This is a genomic window from Xenorhabdus sp. NBAII XenSa04, from assembly GCF_963866145.1.
GTDB lineage: Bacteria > Pseudomonadota > Gammaproteobacteria > Enterobacterales > Enterobacteriaceae > Xenorhabdus > Xenorhabdus indica.
Map to the genome: position 1 here is coordinate 1 of NZ_CAWMEB010000068.1, position 15,639 is coordinate 15,639.

A 15,639-nucleotide genomic window follows, 5' to 3' on the forward strand; every position below is an offset into this window, starting at 1 on the left:
CCATCCAGATGCAACGCTACGTGATAAAGGATTTGTTACCCTGAGCAATGATGTCAGCAGTGATAGCGAGGCTAACGCAGCAACACCAAAAGCAGTGAAAGTAGCCTATGACCTAGCCAATACAGCCTACCAAAACGCCAACAATGCGAATAACAATGCCAATACCCGCTTAGCGAAAGACCAGAACGGAGCTGATATTCCTGATAAAGACACTTTTGTAAATAATCTCGGATTACGAGATACAGTCAATCAGGCGGAAAATGCCTTGCCAAAATCAGCTATTGTTCAACAAACTGGGGTATCTAATGATCTTGTGATGAGCCAAAATGTGACAACTATGCTGATTAGTGAGCTTATCAAAAAAGAAGACGCTGAATTATTGGCAGTTCCCATCGGTGGTATTTTAATGTGGTGCAGTGATCTACCGCATCCCAATAACTTCCTGCCGATGGAGGGCGGACAAATTGACCCTAATAAATATCCTGAATTACTCAAACACTACCCTTCAGGAAATCTGCCAGATTGGCGGGGTTATGTGCCTCGTGGATGGGATAAAACTGGAAGTGTTGACTCGGAGGTTGGGAGGGTACTGGGATCATTTCAGGCTGATGCTATCAGAGATATCACAGGAGTAATTAGGACAGGTAGTCGTAAAACAGATGAGATTTACGATCATACAACTGGAGCATTCTCCATCATTGACCAAGGTAGAGGAAGTCACGTTTACAGTGGCGCATTTGGGGACAATGGCTACGTTTATGAGGATCGAGAATTTCGTGCATCTTCCGTTGTCCCGACATCGGCTGAAAATAGGATGAAAAATGTTGCGGTGATATTTTTAGTAAGGGGAAGGTAATGACTCAGCCAACAGAACCACCGATACAATTTGACAAAAATGGATTTGCTCTGTCCTATGGTTGGGTACAGGTTTATTGCACGAATGCGGTAAACCGGGAATACATCGGAACAAAACTGGAACGTACCTTTATTGGTGTTACTTTATCTGCGGGATCGTATCTGGATGAACCCAAACTACCCAAAGCGCCGAATAAGGTGATTTGCCGGACAGTTGACGGCAAATCATGGGAGTATGTATCAGATTACCGGGGTAAAAAGGCATACCATATTCAGACTCGTGAACATATTGAGATAATGGAAATTGGGGAGCTTCCCACAGAACTCACGCTACTGGAGCCGAAAACTCCCTTTGATAAATGGAATGGTACACAGTGGGTGACGGATATTGAAGCACAGCATCAACATGAAGTGCAGCAGGCAAAATCTCAGAAACAACAATTGCTGATTGAGGTGTTTCATCGGATTGCTCCACTACAGGATGCCGTCGATTTAGGTATTGCCACTGATGCCGAAAAATCTGCATTCACTGCATGGCGTAAATACCGGGTGTTGCTCAGTCGGGTGGATTGCTCAATTGCCCCTGATATCGTATGGCCTGAACAACCAAAGTGATAACAGGAAAATAACCGCAACTATCTGTTATTGTTCTCATACCAATCTAGACATGGATGTCTAACCGCTCCCCCTTCGGAAATACCACAAGTTCCCTATCGCCAACAGAACACACCAATCTCGGTAATCTCGACCAGATTGCATATTTGCAGCCTGATTGTTTTTCAATTAGTCAGGCTCAGTTCCTGACCTAAGAAATGCCCCGTAAGGAACTATCATCAAACAAAAAATTGTTAGAAAAGATTAACAATGATCTATAAAGTACCACACGTAATTTAAGGATCTTTGCTTCTCAGCATGAAGATCTCACGATACGAATCCACTCATTCATAGGATAACCTACATATGAGCATGATCAAAAAGCACACAGATAGATAAGCCGCAGCAACCATCGTTTTTCGGTTGTTGCGGCGTCCTCAAGAACCTCTCAATTCTATGAGCACGCCGTCAAATCCTTAACTTTAGGAGATGGATTCGTGCACTCAAACGATTTTTCCTGGCGATATTCTCTTACCGCCACAATATTACTGTTATCCCCATTCGATTTACTGGCATCACTGGCTATGGATATGTATCTGCCCGTAATGCCTTTGATTGCTGATGCACTTGGTGCTGGAGCAGGGGCGATCCAGCTAACTCTAACCGTATACATGATTTTGTTAGGAGTCGGCCAACTTCTATTTGGCCCACTGTCAGATCGGCTCGGTCGCCGTCCTGTTTTACTTAGCGGTGGAATGGCTTATACGGTTGCTTCATTCGGCCTTGCGATAACTTCATCACCAGAAGTTTTTTTGGGCCTCCGCATTATTCAAGCATGCGGTGCTTCAGCATGTCTCGTAGCCATGTTCGCGGCGGTACGCGACATCTATTCTGGTCGCAAAGAAATCAACATCATCTATGGTTTGCTCGGTTCTATGCTTACCATGGTTCCGGCAGTAGCCCCTTTGCTCGGAACGTTGGTTAATATTTGGCTAGGATGGCGCGCTATCTTTGGTTTATTAGGATGTACGATGGCAATTGTTGTTATTGCAGCCTGGAAACTCTTCCCAGAAACCCGGCGACAACAGACGGTAGACTTACAATTGTCGCAACTACTTCTCCCAGTAAAGTACCTGCATTTTTGGCTGTATACACTTTGCTATAGCGCAGGACTTGGGAGTTTCTTCGTCTTCTTTTCAACAGCGCCTTGGGTAATGATAAACCGACAAGGATTATCTCAGCTTACCTTCAGTTTGCTATTTGCGACTGTGGCTATCTCAATGATGGTAACTGCGCGAAATGTAGGTACTTTGATTACCCGATGGGGCATCCTGAATATATTACGGGCGGGGATGTTTTGCCTGATAACAGGAGCACTATTGCTGTCTGTTGGGGAAACGCTCATACCTAAGTCAGTATTTGGTTTCATCGTCCCAATGTGGTTCGTCGGTGTTGGAGTTTCTATGGCGATTTCTGTTGCACCTAATGGCGCACTACAAGGTTTTGATCATATGGCCGGCACTGTAACAGCACTCTACTCTTGTCTGGGAGGGTTATTGTTGGGAATAGGCGGAACGCTCACCATTACCTTTTTATCCAATGCGACTACCTGGCCAATTGTCGCTTATTGCCTAGTTCTGGCAACCGTAGTGCTTTGTTTATCCTGTTTTATTAACAATGAAGGGTACAAGCAATCGGATCAAAATCATTAAGTGGATGATCTATAGATACCGCGATATGAATAACTTCTTTCTGAAGTCTCATATCGCGTGTTCTGACAATATTCTATTTCAAGCAATTGGTTTAATTCGAATTATTCAAATAGTAAAAATGGTAATACGTTGTGTGAATTATCAACAAAACCTGTCAGATTTCGCCTTCGATAAAATTTCAACATCTTGAATATTCAATGTTGGAATTATCGATATGCCATGTAATAAACTAAAATATAGGTAAATAATTATGCCAATTCTTCACGATTAAAACCCTATCGACCAAATGGAGAAGATATTTTAGTTAAGCGTACAAAAAAGCAGACATGTTCTTATATTACGTATAAAAAGCATGTCTGCTTAACAATCAGGTTCTAACCAAACAGGTTACCAATCCCCTGATGCACCATCATTGTCACTTTTTCCGCCACCACCGGAAAAACTGTCATCGTTAGGGTTTGCCGTACGCTCAGTAGCAGTAGTAGGAGATTCTGAACCGGAACCACCAAATAACCCACCAAAGAGACTACTGAATAAACTGCCCAGTAACGATGCACCGAAAAAGAGCACAACAAGTATCAGGATTACGGGTAAGAAGAAAATCATCAGATAGTATCCCAACGGGATAGTAGGAAAAATACCAACCAAACTGAGAACAAAAGTACAGACAGCCACCGTTGATGCACTCTTGAGGAAACGCTTAAACCGGCCACCTTTGCGGAAAACCAGCAGTGGCAAAGATATCAGGCCGATCAACCAAAAAATCAGCAGATTCGAAAAATCTTTATCTGATATGTTGTCGGAAGTATCGCTGTTGTCGTCTTCAAAAGCCTGCGTAATCTTCGATGTTTCTTGCGACGCCTTCTCTTGCCAAGGTTGTTTTACCAAGGATTCAAGGGACTCAATGCTATTATTGAGACCTTCATAATAGTCATCCTCTTTGAAAGCAAGCTTCGCATCCTTACGTAAAATATTTGCCAGTTGAGTTTCCGTTAGCTGCTTTTTAAGCCCGGAGCCAACGGCAATACGCATCTTATGATCATTTGATGCCACCAAAAACAGAATGCCATCATTACGTTGTTTACTGCCTAGTTTCCATTCAGTGAATACGCGGGAAGCAAAGGTTTCAATACTATCACTCCCTGTCGTCGGAATAATCAAAACCGCCATTTGAACTTTGTGTTCTGATTGCAATTTTTTCAGTTTGCGAGTCAAACGTTGGTGTTCATTCTTGGTTAGGACATTGGATACATCCGTTACACTCTGGGTAAGTGCCGGCACTTCAACGAGCGTCGTCTCTTGTCGGCTCTCTTTTGCTGATACACTGCTTATGCTAAAGAAGAGCATAAATAGTATCAAAACATGTTTTATTATTGAGCGGCTATATCTTTGGGTATGTTTTATGTTGGTACTTAAACCATCCATTGGTAGATTGGAAATCATGAACATCAAATATCCTTAGTTTTATTTTATAACATCTTTCCATATCATATTATATTTACCTATCTTGTTACGTCTAATATCGTAATTATCTAAATGAATTGATGGGTATTAAAGGAATTTAATATGGCTGATATTCTGCAAAAACCGATACTTTTTATGCATTGGTTTTCCATAGAAAGCCAATGCACAGATTATACCATTTGCCTATTTTACTGCTGTTCTACTGTAATCCTTGCTGATTTCCATGCAGTCAATAATGCCAATATTGGTGCAATAGTGAAAAGTAAAAATAACCAATGGGAAGAAGAAACTGCGCCCTCAATGCCACCGGGCTGATAAAATCCAAATATGTTAGTGACCATGCCAGCCAATGCAGAGCCAAATGCTGTGGCAAATAGCTGAACAGTAGTAATAGATGAACCGGCAATATTTTTATCAGTATCATTGGAAACCTGCAAAATGCGGGTCAACAAATGAGGCCAACCAAAACCGACACCAAAACCAAATAGCCCCAAGCCAAAAATTATCGGTAGGATTATTTGCCACTCTCCCGCTGACTGATAAGGCAACATGACAAGCAATATCAACATACCAATAAGCATGAAGACAGGACCACTTACAATCGCCAAGCGAATTTTCTCACCCTGCCAACTAGCACTGAGCATTTCCCCAATCGTCCAACCAATTGCCGCAGTGGCAACCATATAACCAGAAGCTAAAGGAGATTTCCCGTGCAGAATTTGCAGAAAGTAGGGAATAAAAACATCACCCGCCAGCCCTATCACTAAAAGCGATATAGTCGCGAATAAGATCAAATGGGGAGAGTGCCAATTCAACGCATTCTCTGGAAATAATTTTGCTGAAGTGCGGGATTCATAGATAACCAATAAGGATACCAATATTACTGCTGTCACAATGCCAAGAATATTGATACGCACATCTTGTGACAAACTCCCTGCGGAGACTGCGAGTACAGCAGCGGATAGCAGAATAAGCTGCACAACGGGTAACGCTGTTTTCGTTGTATTCTCTACCTGTTTTTTGGGGAGAATCCGATAAGTGAATAAGGCATACAACAAAATAATAGGCAACATAATGCCAAACGCATAACGCCACACATTCATTTCAGCAAAAATACCACCAATAGCTGGCCCGATCAGGGTTGACACCCCCCATACCCCTGAAATTAATGCCATCGCTCGTGGCCAAAGCGATTGTGCAAATACCAGATTAATCATTGAATAGGAAAGTGCAAAGAGAAATCCACCTCCAATCCCCTGAATGGCTCTCCCAATCAGCATAATTTCCATTGTTGGTGCGAAAGTACAAAATAGACTGCCAATAAAAAAAACCAGGGCAGCAACCAAATAAGCATTTCTTGCACCTGATGCACTCAGCAGTCGTGCTGAGAGTATCGATCCGATAATAGATGCGACAACAAACAACGTTGTATTCCAGGCATAGAGGTTCAATCCCCCGATATCCTTTACAACAGAAGGCAAAATCGTAATCGCAATCAAAGTATTAACAGCCATCAATCCCACACCCAGTGAAAGCGCTATCGCACTCGGTGCATTTTTACTGGAAAACAGATCCCTCCAGCGATTTTCCTCAGTTATTGTCATGATGATTATTCCTGAACTCAGGTTGAGTTGTGAAATTTGTTACGTTAAATTAAACAAGATAAATCTTGGAATAAATTACTGTCAGGTCTAACAATATGTCAAGCATTGACTTGGAAAATAGCATGATAACGCCACACTCTGTGAGTGAACGATTATTGATGCTATTAAAAACGCGAGGTGCTATGCAATCTGCTGATGCTGGTAAGATATTAGGCACCACTGCGGAAGCTGCCCGCCAACAGTTTGTGAAGCTGGCTAAAGAGGGTCTGGTTGAAGGGCACTCAGAAACAAGGGGAGTCGGTCGCCCTATTCAGCTTTGGTATCTGACCGACAAGGGGAACGCTAAATTTCCCAATACTCATGCAGAATTAACCGTCCAGATGATTACGATTATCCGCGATCAATTGGGTGAATCAACGTTGGATTTCATTATCAAATCTCGTGAAAAAGAAGTTTCTGATAATTATAAAATCGCAATGGAAGGAGCAACTGGATTACAGGAAAAAATTGAGCGTCTGGCTAAGATACGCTGCCAGGAAGGTTATATGGCTCAATATATCGTTCAGGAAGATAATTCAGTTTTGTTTGTTGAAAATCACTGCCCAATCTGTGCTGCCGCCAGCATATGCCAGGGTTTTTGTCGCGCTGAGCTCAAAATGTTTCGGGAAATTCTGCAAGCACAAGTGGAAAGAACTGAATATATTCTGAACGGTGCCCGACGCTGTGCTTACCGCATTACACCATTGAAATAGACCAGATAAAGCTTACATATAAAACCTACACGATTGAGCGCATGTAGGTTTTATTTGCTTAATATTTACATAACAGCCAGGTTATTCTTTACCTGCCACAGATAACTGCTGGTAAATATAATGCTTATAGCTCTCCACCAGTGCTTTGTCCTGACAGTCATTAAGCTCACCACCACATAAATGACGCATCGTTATATTAGCCTGATAGAAAGGTGGAACGGTTAACCGAGCCCTTTCCAAAATCATCCCGCCGAGAAAAGAAATATCTGTCAGCTTGCCGATGGTAATAGGCGTTCCCTGTTTCAGATTATCCCGCATCGTAAATTGAGTCAGATACGCCGGATCAGGCAGTGAAGAGGAATATTGGTTAAAATGGATATTAGGTTGATGATCACCAAATGAGAGAAAAACGGTCGGCTTATCGCGTTTAGCCACAAATTCACTGAATTCTTTGATAGATGGATCCGATGTCGTGATCTTTTCCATATAGTGGCTGAATTTTCCTATTGCCGATGAAGTTTCAAGTTTGCCCGTCAATCCATAATCGTCGCTATGGTTCTCTTCATAAGGCCCATGCTCGTACATAGTCAGAGCGTAAATAAAGATGGGTTTATCCGTCTCCTCAGTCAGGAGAGTTTTCACGTAAGACAATACATCTTGTGTCCTGATCTGCCACAAATTCTCATCCATACTTGCTGGATAACCCAACTCTTGTGGCTGGATAATGCGATCAACACCCAGTGTCTGGTATGCATGTCCGGCATGATAGGCAGATTTATTAAATGGCGTCAGCACCACAGTATAATAACCATTATCTTTCATGGCATGAAACAGGCTATTTTGCAGATGGTCAACCACAAAATAAAACACAGAATTTTTACGCGAGCCGAAGTCATCAGTATCTAATCCAGTCAGGATAGAGAACTCTGATAGCCACGTTCCACCACCAAAGGTTTGTACCCGGAGTGGACTTTGCGCGCTGACCCCCGCATCATGCTGAAACATAAAAAGGTCTGGTAACCGAGTATTCGTCGGTAACTGATAAATATGCGGGTTAACCGTAGATTCCTGCAATAATACAACCACATCCGGTTTTACCTCTGATTGTGGTTCAGGCAGAGTGACATTTTTCGCCTGCTGCAAAAAATAATCTGCTGATACACCAAATTTAGGAGATTGGTACTCTACATCTTTAGCTGACATCACCATATTGGTCATTGTCCCACGCCCTTTGGGTAATTCAGCCTGCCATTCGTTATGGTAAGCATTGACGGTAAGATTGACACTCCCAACACCGGCAGCAACCAATACAACACTCAACACCCGCCATTTTAGCCCTCGCACTGGATTTGCACTTCTCCAGCTCAGGAACATATTGAAGATTAGCCAAACCAGCATCGCTACTACTGCAAGACCGGCTAACCAATAGTGGTGCAGAGTTTCCTGATTTGAAGGATCGAGCATAATATTCAAATCAGAGAACATCAGTTGGTCTTTATAGTAGTGAACTTTTAGCTGGTTGAGGAATTTGATGATAATAAAAAGGGTTCCGGTAAATACTGCGGAAAACAACCCGCGTGCTGTAATAAGAAATACCAGCCCAAAGAGCGTACTAAATACACCAACAGAAACTAACGCGGGATAGATATCAGCACTTTTTTCAAATACTAATACCAGAGCTGCGAGCAACAATACCCCCAAATAAACCCCTGAGATTATTTTTTTCTTCATACCTTACTGTGTTCCATGCATGAGTCCAGTTTCATACCAGCCGATGAAAATAGCACAGGTTTCCCGACATACTGTAGACAAAATAAAGCAAGTCTTTCAGTACCTAATGTGCCAACCTGACAGATAAGGGTAAGTTTTTAAAAAATCTATCACCATGATTCTACTGTTAACACTATGTTGATTAATTCAATCGCAATTAACTATTAAATTTAAAATCTGTTGAATAAATTGGCGATCATAGTGACAAATAAGAGTATTATCAGAATGAAATCCTGTTAATAACTATATTTACAATCTAGGTTAGATTGGACAGTACAATCATGGTTATTCTTATTGATTAATATATTGAAAATAGAAGAGATTGATGATGAAACTAACACCTGAAAAATTGTGCTCTGCGATAGAAGAATATGCCCTCCAGCCAGAGAAGCAACGACATCTAACCCCAAAACAAGTTCAGTGGTTTGCCAATCCAGAGAATATCTTTTTGATGATCACTACGGCATTAACTCTACCTGAAGAAACTATGGATGATATAGGAGACAGCGTCCAAGATTGGCTTGAAGTTGCCATCTCAGAACTCGCATTAATCGCTGTCAATTCACCTAAGGAAGTCAAACAACAATTTGAACAAGCTATTGAACTAATACTAAATTATGCTAAAGAAAACTTCGAGCTGCATAGTGAAAACGTATTGTTATGTTCCTCAATCTTGAAGCGATACCAGTTTCACATCAAAGCTGACATTGCTCAATTGTTGGATATTACAAAACATACCGATAGCACAAATGTGGCTTCTTTTCCCCAAAATCCTCCTAAATTAAAAGAACTCATTCATGAACTTAATCTTCAATCCGGCATCGAATTCATTGAATTTTTTGAAGATGGTTTTTCTGTTGCCCCCCTTGACGCGTTACACTATATACTGTCGGAAGTCATACAGTATTCATGGGGTATTGATGCACTACTTTTGCTAACTCAATACTTTGAGGAACCAATAGCGCTTACCAGTGCACAAGTGCTGGATCAATGTTCTTCTTCTGCCTGGAAACATTTATCCTACTTACAGCTTATAAACCTGTGTGCCCGTTTCAACCGTCATCCTTCAATTAAACCCTATCTGAAGCGATGGAAAAAACGTGCACTGGCACACCATAAGGCACGGGCGACAGCAGAAATATACGAACTATACACCACCCAGGTTGACGGTAATGATTGCGCTAGCATGATGATGAAAGCCACACTGGATGGTAAGGAGTACCAGATAAGTATGATGCTGGATTTTAAATCTGGTATCCGGGAAACCTTATTGAATACCGTCCCTGACCAAACACTCAGTGAGTTAATAGCACAATTAAGCACCGATACCAGTGTTGAATTTACGCTTGTTTCTCCAGACTGGCTGCAACAAGTGCTACCGTGGATCTTTTCCGTTCAGCAAGCTAAAAATACACCTCTCGACCTTTACTCACTTTATTGGTTGTCACAATTGCCTATCGACTGGACTCAACCAGAAGAGTTTAATCTTGAACAATGGAGCCAGAAATTGGGTTATGAGGTAAACCCGAAGCGGCAAGAGCAGAGTCGTCTCGGTTACTTCAGCCTCGGCCAATCTGTTGAATCAGCGCTCATGATGAGCTGGCTGGCACCAGAAGAATGTATATTGAAAGCGAAAAAACCCAGAGACTTATTGAAACTCTACTATTATGCAAACAAGGACGTGTTTACCGGGCGTCTGACTTACTCCGCCGCTGTCGAGAGATATAAGCTACCACCAGAAGAGAAACGTTTGACGAATGAATATCTGGATTTGGCTCATGCGCTCCACGATCCCGCGATAAACCGTAAGAGATTTGGTTTATTTGATACCCTGTCTGAATTCAGTTTTCGGCTTTTTACTATGGATCTGGATGACCTCTCTTCTTCAATCCCACCACAAGGGTTGGTTATCAAAATCAGCTTACTGGAAGCAAGCCCTGCTATCTGGCGTCGGGTTCATATCAGTAACCAGATGACACTGAATGAATTGCATGATGTGATACAAAATGTCATGGGATGGGAAAATATGCATCTGTTCCGTTTTGAACTTGGGGGAATAGAAATCCCGGAAGAAAATTATGACCAGGTATGTATTGGTTTATTCTTACGTGATATTGGTGATGAACTCAACTACCAGTATGACTTTGGTGATGACTGGCTCCATCAGGTAACAGTAGAGAAGGTGCTTGAAAAAGATGTCCTTCAGCCTAAAGTTACCGCAGGTAACGGGATCTGCCCAACTGAAGATTCTGGCGGTATTTGGGAATGGAATTATTTACTCAAGTTGAGAAAGAGAAAGCTATTGACCGAAGATGAAGCAGAGCACTTGGAATATATCGGGTTGTCCCCAAGTGAATCACTTGAACCTTTTGATAAACAAGAAGCGAATCATAGGCTCAGAAAACTATTCGAATAGTTTTTTATTCGAATAAAGAACTGTTCAAGCAATAAAGTCAGTAAAACCAGAGAAGAAAATAGTCTCTGGTATTTTTACTGGCAGCGCAAACGCCGGATTGAGCCGATGATATTCAATCAACAGCATCATAAATTAATCCGATGGAGAATGAAGCAAATGGGTAACACAAGGTCAGGAAACCACTTAATCACTCATGAGATTTGCGGTACTTCCCGTACCTATGTACAACAAAAAAATCATCTGAGCAGCCCCAAACTGGATTGGGTGGCAGAAGAAGTCCCCATTGCCTTGGTTTACAACGGCATTTCTCATGTTGTGATGATGGCAAGTCCGAAAGATCTCGAACATTTCGCAATCGGCTTCTCATTATCGGAAGGGCTGATCATTTCTCCGCAGGAAATTCGTGGTATTGATTCAATTATCAGTTGTCACGGCGGCATTGAATTACATATCGAACTCTCCAGTCGCCGCTTTGCTGAATTGAAAGAGCGCCGTCGCAGTATGGCTGGCAGAACGGGTTGTGGTATTTGTGGCACCGAACAGCTATCTGAAATATTTCGCCCAATCACTCCCCTGCCCTTTACACAAAATTTCTCATTAAGCTATCTGGATCAGGCGCTTTCACAATTACCCCGTTTGCAAAATATCGGTGCAATAACGGGTTGTACACATGCTGCTGGTTGGATTGACTTAGAAGGAAATTTACTGGGTGGATGCGAAGACGTTGGTCGCCATGTTGCATTGGATAAGTTACTGGGAATGCGATCAAAAACAGGTTGGCAGCAAGGGGCTGTTTTGGTTTCCAGCCGGGCCAGTTACGAAATGGTGCAAAAATCCGCCAATTGTGGCGTGGAAATAGTGTTTGCAGTTTCTGCCGCTACTTCACTTGCAATCGAAGTAGCGGAAAAATGTAACCTGACACTGGCAGGTTTCTGTAAGCCGGGACGAGCAACAATATATACACACCCTCAACGGTTAAAAGATTAATCAAGGCTATGAAACACCCACAAATTGGGTTCGATGTAGTGGGCCATCTGTTTCTCCGTATCCACCACCAATGGCACTAATCCACCTGGAATGATGTATTCCCCACTTTGTGGGAATTTCATACCTATCCATTCTTGCCACTCTTCCACTGTACCGTAAATATTCATCGAACGGAGTGCAGGTTTGATGATTTTGGCCCCTAAACGCCAATGAGTACGTATCCAGGGATCAAATGGCTCCCCTTTTTCATTTTTCCAGTTACAGTATTCGACAAAATCTTGCAGTGGATAACAACTTTTCAGACTTGGCCTGACAGGAACAACCATCCCTTGCAACCCTGCTTCACGCGCGGTTTGTTTCACACTATCAATTAATAAAGCCGGAACATGATGTCCACGGAATTCAGGATCAACAGTCACAGACAAAGCTGACAGCATATTTGCTTGCTTTTTTCCCTTAGCCTCTGCACCCTTACGCAATACTGCATCCCAACCATCGTCAGGCAGTTGATTTAAGGAAGTTTGCTCCCACGGAAAAGGAATTGAATTCAATAATCCAATCAGACGTTCTTGTTGCCCTTGTTTAAGGATGGCACATTTTTGAAAATGACTAAAATCAGGCTCATATAACGTATCCCAATATTGCTCGACCACCTCACCATGATCTACAAATTCCGGCCAACTGGCACTGATAATATCATAGGATTCTTCCCTGAAATCTTTCCTTTCTTTAGCTGATTGAATAATGATTCTGGTGTCCATAACAGGTTCCATATTAAACAAATATCAGATTGATAAATATAAAGACATTCTTAATAGAATTCGCGTTATGCTCATACAAAAAAAGCTTCTCCGAGTATAAGTAACTATTTCACTGAATAAAATTAGATTATTAATACCACAACAATATAAAGTGTTTAAGTTTACCAACCTCACATTTTTGACAAAAAGAAAATTGTCACCCTTCTATCAAAAAATATAAAAATTAAATAAATTCAACATATTATGTAAAATCCACCATTAACCACTCCACACACCAAAAAACAAACAAGAATTATTATCATTTACATTATCATATGAAAAGTGTAATTTTCTTTGCGCAGTAAATCAGTTCATTTTTCATGATGGGGTAAAAAGGAACCCCTATTCCAAGCGAGGATAATAATGAGAAAGATTAAAGTATTAGTCGCCGCTGTAGGCGTCTTAGGATTTATGGCACAGGCTCAGGCAGCAGTAGGATTTGGTCAGAGTCAAGTAAGTACACCATCATATATTAAGGTTGGGAAAACCGAAGCGGGTCGTGGTCCACACGGTGGCGGAGCGGGTGAACCGGGTATAGGTGTCAGTTCCGTCTACGGTGGTCAGATCACTGGGTTTGCTGGTCTGACCCGTATGGCTCCAGCCGATAATAATGGCATTCATAATATCTCAATGGCGGGTGCTCCGGGTACGCACGGTAGTATGGGAGTATTTCATTTCAGCAAAGTTGCCAATGCGGATGTTTACTTTGGTGAATGGTCCCAGACGGGTAATGCCGATGACTCAACCCATACGGTTTATTACGCTGGCAAGGATGTCACTACCAACATTCCAACCGATGGTACAGCAACTTATACAGTAACAGGTATTAACCAATACAGCGGTAATAATGCTCTGTCCGGTGAATTTACCGCAGATTTTGGTGAAAAAACACTGATTGGTTCGATGTCAAATGCTGCAATGACAATAAATATTGATGCCGATATCTATGCCGATGCTAAGTTTGAGGGCGACGCTAACATTGGCAACCTTGTCGGGACAACAGAAGGTCACTTCTTTGGAGATAATGCATCCAGTCTGGCTGGATATGCCAAATTTGACGATGACAGATCCAAAGATACCGCCTTCGGTGGTACTAAACAGTAATTGTTAATTTTTTAGAGAACAGTGCCCCAAATGGGCACTGTTCTCTGTTTTTATTTTTTCTAATAGCATGAACTTTGTGATCTGGTTTCCCCAATGTTTGACAATAGAAAAACGCCAATATTATTAACAGCATTGATAGCCTTATGCTTTTCTTTATCCACTTATGCGGATGAAGATACCTCACATAAAATCTGGCAAGAGGCACAACATAATCAACAGGAAAAAGAAACCAATCTGATTACCCCTGATCCCATTTTTACCGAGGACGACGCTTCATCTATTGTCATTAATGGGCGAACATTTCAGGTAGAAAATAATCTAAATGATATCGGTCAGGCTCTCTATCTTGCCGTAAACCACCGACAATGGCCGGATGTCAGTCGCTTTCTCGCCGCTTACCAAAAATTATCCGGGCATGATGTTATGTTGGTGAATTTTGCCCAGGGTGGGCTGGCACGTCTTGAAGGTGACCTGGATCTCGCTGCCTATCATTATCAACAAATTCTGAAACAACAACCCGATTTTCTTCGCATCAAACTAGAATTAGCTCGTGTCTATTTTGAAGATCATAAAAACCGGGAAGCTGAAGACCTGTTCTCAGCATCGAGTGAACCGCAACAGTTACCAGAAGCAGTTTTAAAGAACATTAACAGTTACCTGGAAGCCATAAAACTGAGAAATGGTTGGCGTGGCTCATTCTCTGCTGGTTATGCCTATAACGATAACGTCAATATGTCTCCTGATCAGGAAAGCTTCTCTCAGTATTATGACCTAAAGAATAATCGATTCTTTCAAAGCCAAGTCCCCAGAGCCATCAAGGCGTGGGGGATGTCTTATGATGCTACATTAAACCGGCGCTACCAGCTTATCGGCCATCACGGTATTTTTGGGCGTGGTCTGATTTATGGTGAAAACTATCGTGATTACCATGATGAGAACGAAAACACTTTCCAGCTAATCGGCGGCTATAATTATAAAAACAGGAACCACAATATCTCTTTTGGCCCTGTGTTTGAATATAAGCAGCGGGCTGGTGATACCTTTTATCGCGCCACAGGTCTCAAAACTGAGTGGAGATGGGGAATTACCTCCCAAACAGTGCTTAATATTGAACTTGAGCACAAACAATTGCGCCATCAGCAACATTACCGCAGAAAAGATGGCGCACTCACCTCTTCTTACCTCACCTTATCCCACGCCATTAACAAAGAATTTATCCTGTTTGGCGGCGGTGACTGGGTTTACCGGGATAACGACCTGCATCCCGCAGACCGTTATCAACAATGGGGTGCACGTGCCGGGATTGCCGGGCAAATCTACCGCGGTATCAATGGTTCACTATTTGCCACACTGCGGGATCGGCGCTTTGGCGCTTACAGCCCGATGCTTAGGGCCAGACGTCAGGATACGGAGCAGATTTACACTGCTGTTATCAAAATTCCTGCCGCTGAAATATTGGGCATGACCCCCTCTGTGACTTTCCGCCACCGACGCAATCACAGCAATGTGGATTGGTTGTACAGCTTTAACAAAAACGAAGTGCTGATCAGGCTGGAAAAATATTTTTAAGCAAAATCTGAT

At 42.2% G+C, this 15,639-nt stretch carries 12 protein-coding genes; 8 read left to right on the forward strand and 4 right to left on the reverse strand.

Annotated elements, in window-relative coordinates:
* The 3 genes from AAC147_RS03305 to cml form a co-directional block, all read left to right on the forward strand.
* Window positions 1–856, forward strand: an 856-nt coding sequence (locus tag AAC147_RS03305) for a tail fiber protein (RefSeq protein WP_052189374.1), incomplete at its 5' end; no start/stop codon positions are given.
* Window positions 856–1,470, forward strand: a complete 615-nt coding sequence (locus AAC147_RS03310) for a tail fiber assembly protein (protein ID WP_047678968.1) — start codon at window positions 856–858, stop codon at window positions 1,468–1,470. The genes AAC147_RS03305 and AAC147_RS03310, both read left to right, overlap by 1 nt.
* Window positions 1,471–1,946: 476 nt before the next feature.
* On the forward strand, window positions 1,947–3,161 hold the full coding sequence (cml, locus tag AAC147_RS03315; RefSeq protein ID WP_052189376.1) for a CmlA/FloR family chloramphenicol efflux MFS transporter: 1,215 nt from the start codon (window positions 1,947–1,949) through the stop codon (window positions 3,159–3,161).
* Between the two features lie 387 nt (window positions 3,162–3,548).
* Here the strand turns inward: cml and AAC147_RS03320 are convergent, their stop codons facing one another.
* Together AAC147_RS03320 and AAC147_RS03325 are read right to left on the reverse strand one after the other, a co-directional pair.
* Window positions 3,549–4,610, reverse strand: coding sequence for a TPM domain-containing protein (locus AAC147_RS03320; protein ID WP_052189378.1), 1,062 nt, complete (start codon window positions 4,608–4,610; stop codon window positions 3,549–3,551).
* A gap of 203 nt (window positions 4,611–4,813) precedes the next feature.
* Entirely contained in the window at window positions 4,814–6,229 is a 1,416-nt protein-coding gene (locus tag AAC147_RS03325) for an MFS transporter (protein WP_047678970.1), read from the reverse strand.
* A 95-nt stretch (window positions 6,230–6,324) separates the two neighbouring features.
* On the opposite strand from AAC147_RS03325, the gene AAC147_RS03330 reads away from it, so the two are divergent.
* The gene (locus tag AAC147_RS03330) at window positions 6,325–6,981 is read left to right on the forward strand and encodes a helix-turn-helix transcriptional regulator (protein WP_047678972.1); all 657 of its coding nucleotides are present in this window, start codon (window positions 6,325–6,327) and stop codon (window positions 6,979–6,981) included.
* An 81-nt stretch (window positions 6,982–7,062) separates the two neighbouring features.
* Here AAC147_RS03330 and AAC147_RS03335 read toward each other — a convergent pair whose 3' ends face one another.
* Window positions 7,063–8,712 carry an LTA synthase family protein gene (locus AAC147_RS03335; protein WP_047678974.1) on the reverse strand — a complete coding sequence of 550 codons (1,650 nt, stop codon included), beginning with the start codon at window positions 8,710–8,712 and terminating at the stop codon, window positions 7,063–7,065.
* 364 nt (window positions 8,713–9,076) lie between these two features.
* Here AAC147_RS03335 and AAC147_RS03340 point away from each other — a divergent pair, with 364 nt between their 5' ends.
* Together AAC147_RS03340 and fdhD are read left to right on the forward strand one after the other, a co-directional pair.
* The gene (locus AAC147_RS03340) at window positions 9,077–11,167 is read left to right on the forward strand and encodes a plasmid pRiA4b ORF-3 family protein (RefSeq protein WP_231571315.1); all 2,091 of its coding nucleotides are present in this window, start codon (window positions 9,077–9,079) and stop codon (window positions 11,165–11,167) included.
* A gap of 156 nt (window positions 11,168–11,323) precedes the next feature.
* The gene (gene fdhD, locus AAC147_RS03345; protein WP_047678976.1) at window positions 11,324–12,154 is read left to right on the forward strand and encodes a formate dehydrogenase accessory sulfurtransferase FdhD; all 831 of its coding nucleotides are present in this window, start codon (window positions 11,324–11,326) and stop codon (window positions 12,152–12,154) included.
* On the opposite strand, the gene AAC147_RS03350 is transcribed toward fdhD, so the two are convergent.
* On the reverse strand, window positions 12,151–12,915 hold the full coding sequence (locus tag AAC147_RS03350; RefSeq protein WP_047678978.1) for a transferase: 765 nt from the start codon (window positions 12,913–12,915) through the stop codon (window positions 12,151–12,153). The genes fdhD and AAC147_RS03350 overlap by 4 nt on opposite strands.
* 402 nt (window positions 12,916–13,317) lie before the next feature.
* Between AAC147_RS03350 and AAC147_RS03355 the strand changes: the two genes are divergently transcribed.
* Window positions 13,318–14,058: a Slam-dependent surface lipoprotein gene (locus AAC147_RS03355; protein WP_047678980.1), complete on the forward strand. Its 741-nt coding sequence runs from the start codon at window positions 13,318–13,320 to the stop codon at window positions 14,056–14,058.
* A 93-nt stretch (window positions 14,059–14,151) separates the two neighbouring features.
* The gene (locus AAC147_RS03360) at window positions 14,152–15,627 is read left to right on the forward strand and encodes a surface lipoprotein assembly modifier (protein WP_047678982.1); all 1,476 of its coding nucleotides are present in this window, start codon (window positions 14,152–14,154) and stop codon (window positions 15,625–15,627) included.
* Window positions 15,628–15,639: the final 12 nt, after the last annotated feature.

Excerpts from the sequence above, each read along its gene's own strand:
- AAC147_RS03310 (WP_047678968.1), top strand. The coding sequence starts at position 856 with ATGACTCAGCCAACAGAACCACCGATACAATTTGACAAAAATGGATTT.
- AAC147_RS03320 (WP_052189378.1), bottom strand. The coding sequence starts at position 4,610 with ATGTTCATGATTTCCAATCTACCAATGGATGGTTTAAGTACCAACATA.
- AAC147_RS03325 (WP_047678970.1), bottom strand. The coding sequence starts at position 6,229 with ATGACAATAACTGAGGAAAATCGCTGGAGGGATCTGTTTTCCAGTAAA.
- AAC147_RS03330 (WP_047678972.1), top strand. The coding sequence starts at position 6,325 with ATGTCAAGCATTGACTTGGAAAATAGCATGATAACGCCACACTCTGTG.
- AAC147_RS03335 (WP_047678974.1), bottom strand. The coding sequence starts at position 8,712 with ATGAAGAAAAAAATAATCTCAGGGGTTTATTTGGGGGTATTGTTGCTC.
- AAC147_RS03340 (WP_231571315.1), top strand. The coding sequence starts at position 9,077 with ATGATGAAACTAACACCTGAAAAATTGTGCTCTGCGATAGAAGAATAT.
- fdhD (WP_047678976.1), top strand. The coding sequence starts at position 11,324 with ATGGGTAACACAAGGTCAGGAAACCACTTAATCACTCATGAGATTTGC.
- AAC147_RS03350 (WP_047678978.1), bottom strand. The coding sequence starts at position 12,915 with ATGGACACCAGAATCATTATTCAATCAGCTAAAGAAAGGAAAGATTTC.
- AAC147_RS03355 (WP_047678980.1), top strand. The coding sequence starts at position 13,318 with ATGAGAAAGATTAAAGTATTAGTCGCCGCTGTAGGCGTCTTAGGATTT.
- AAC147_RS03360 (WP_047678982.1), top strand. The coding sequence starts at position 14,152 with ATGTTTGACAATAGAAAAACGCCAATATTATTAACAGCATTGATAGCC.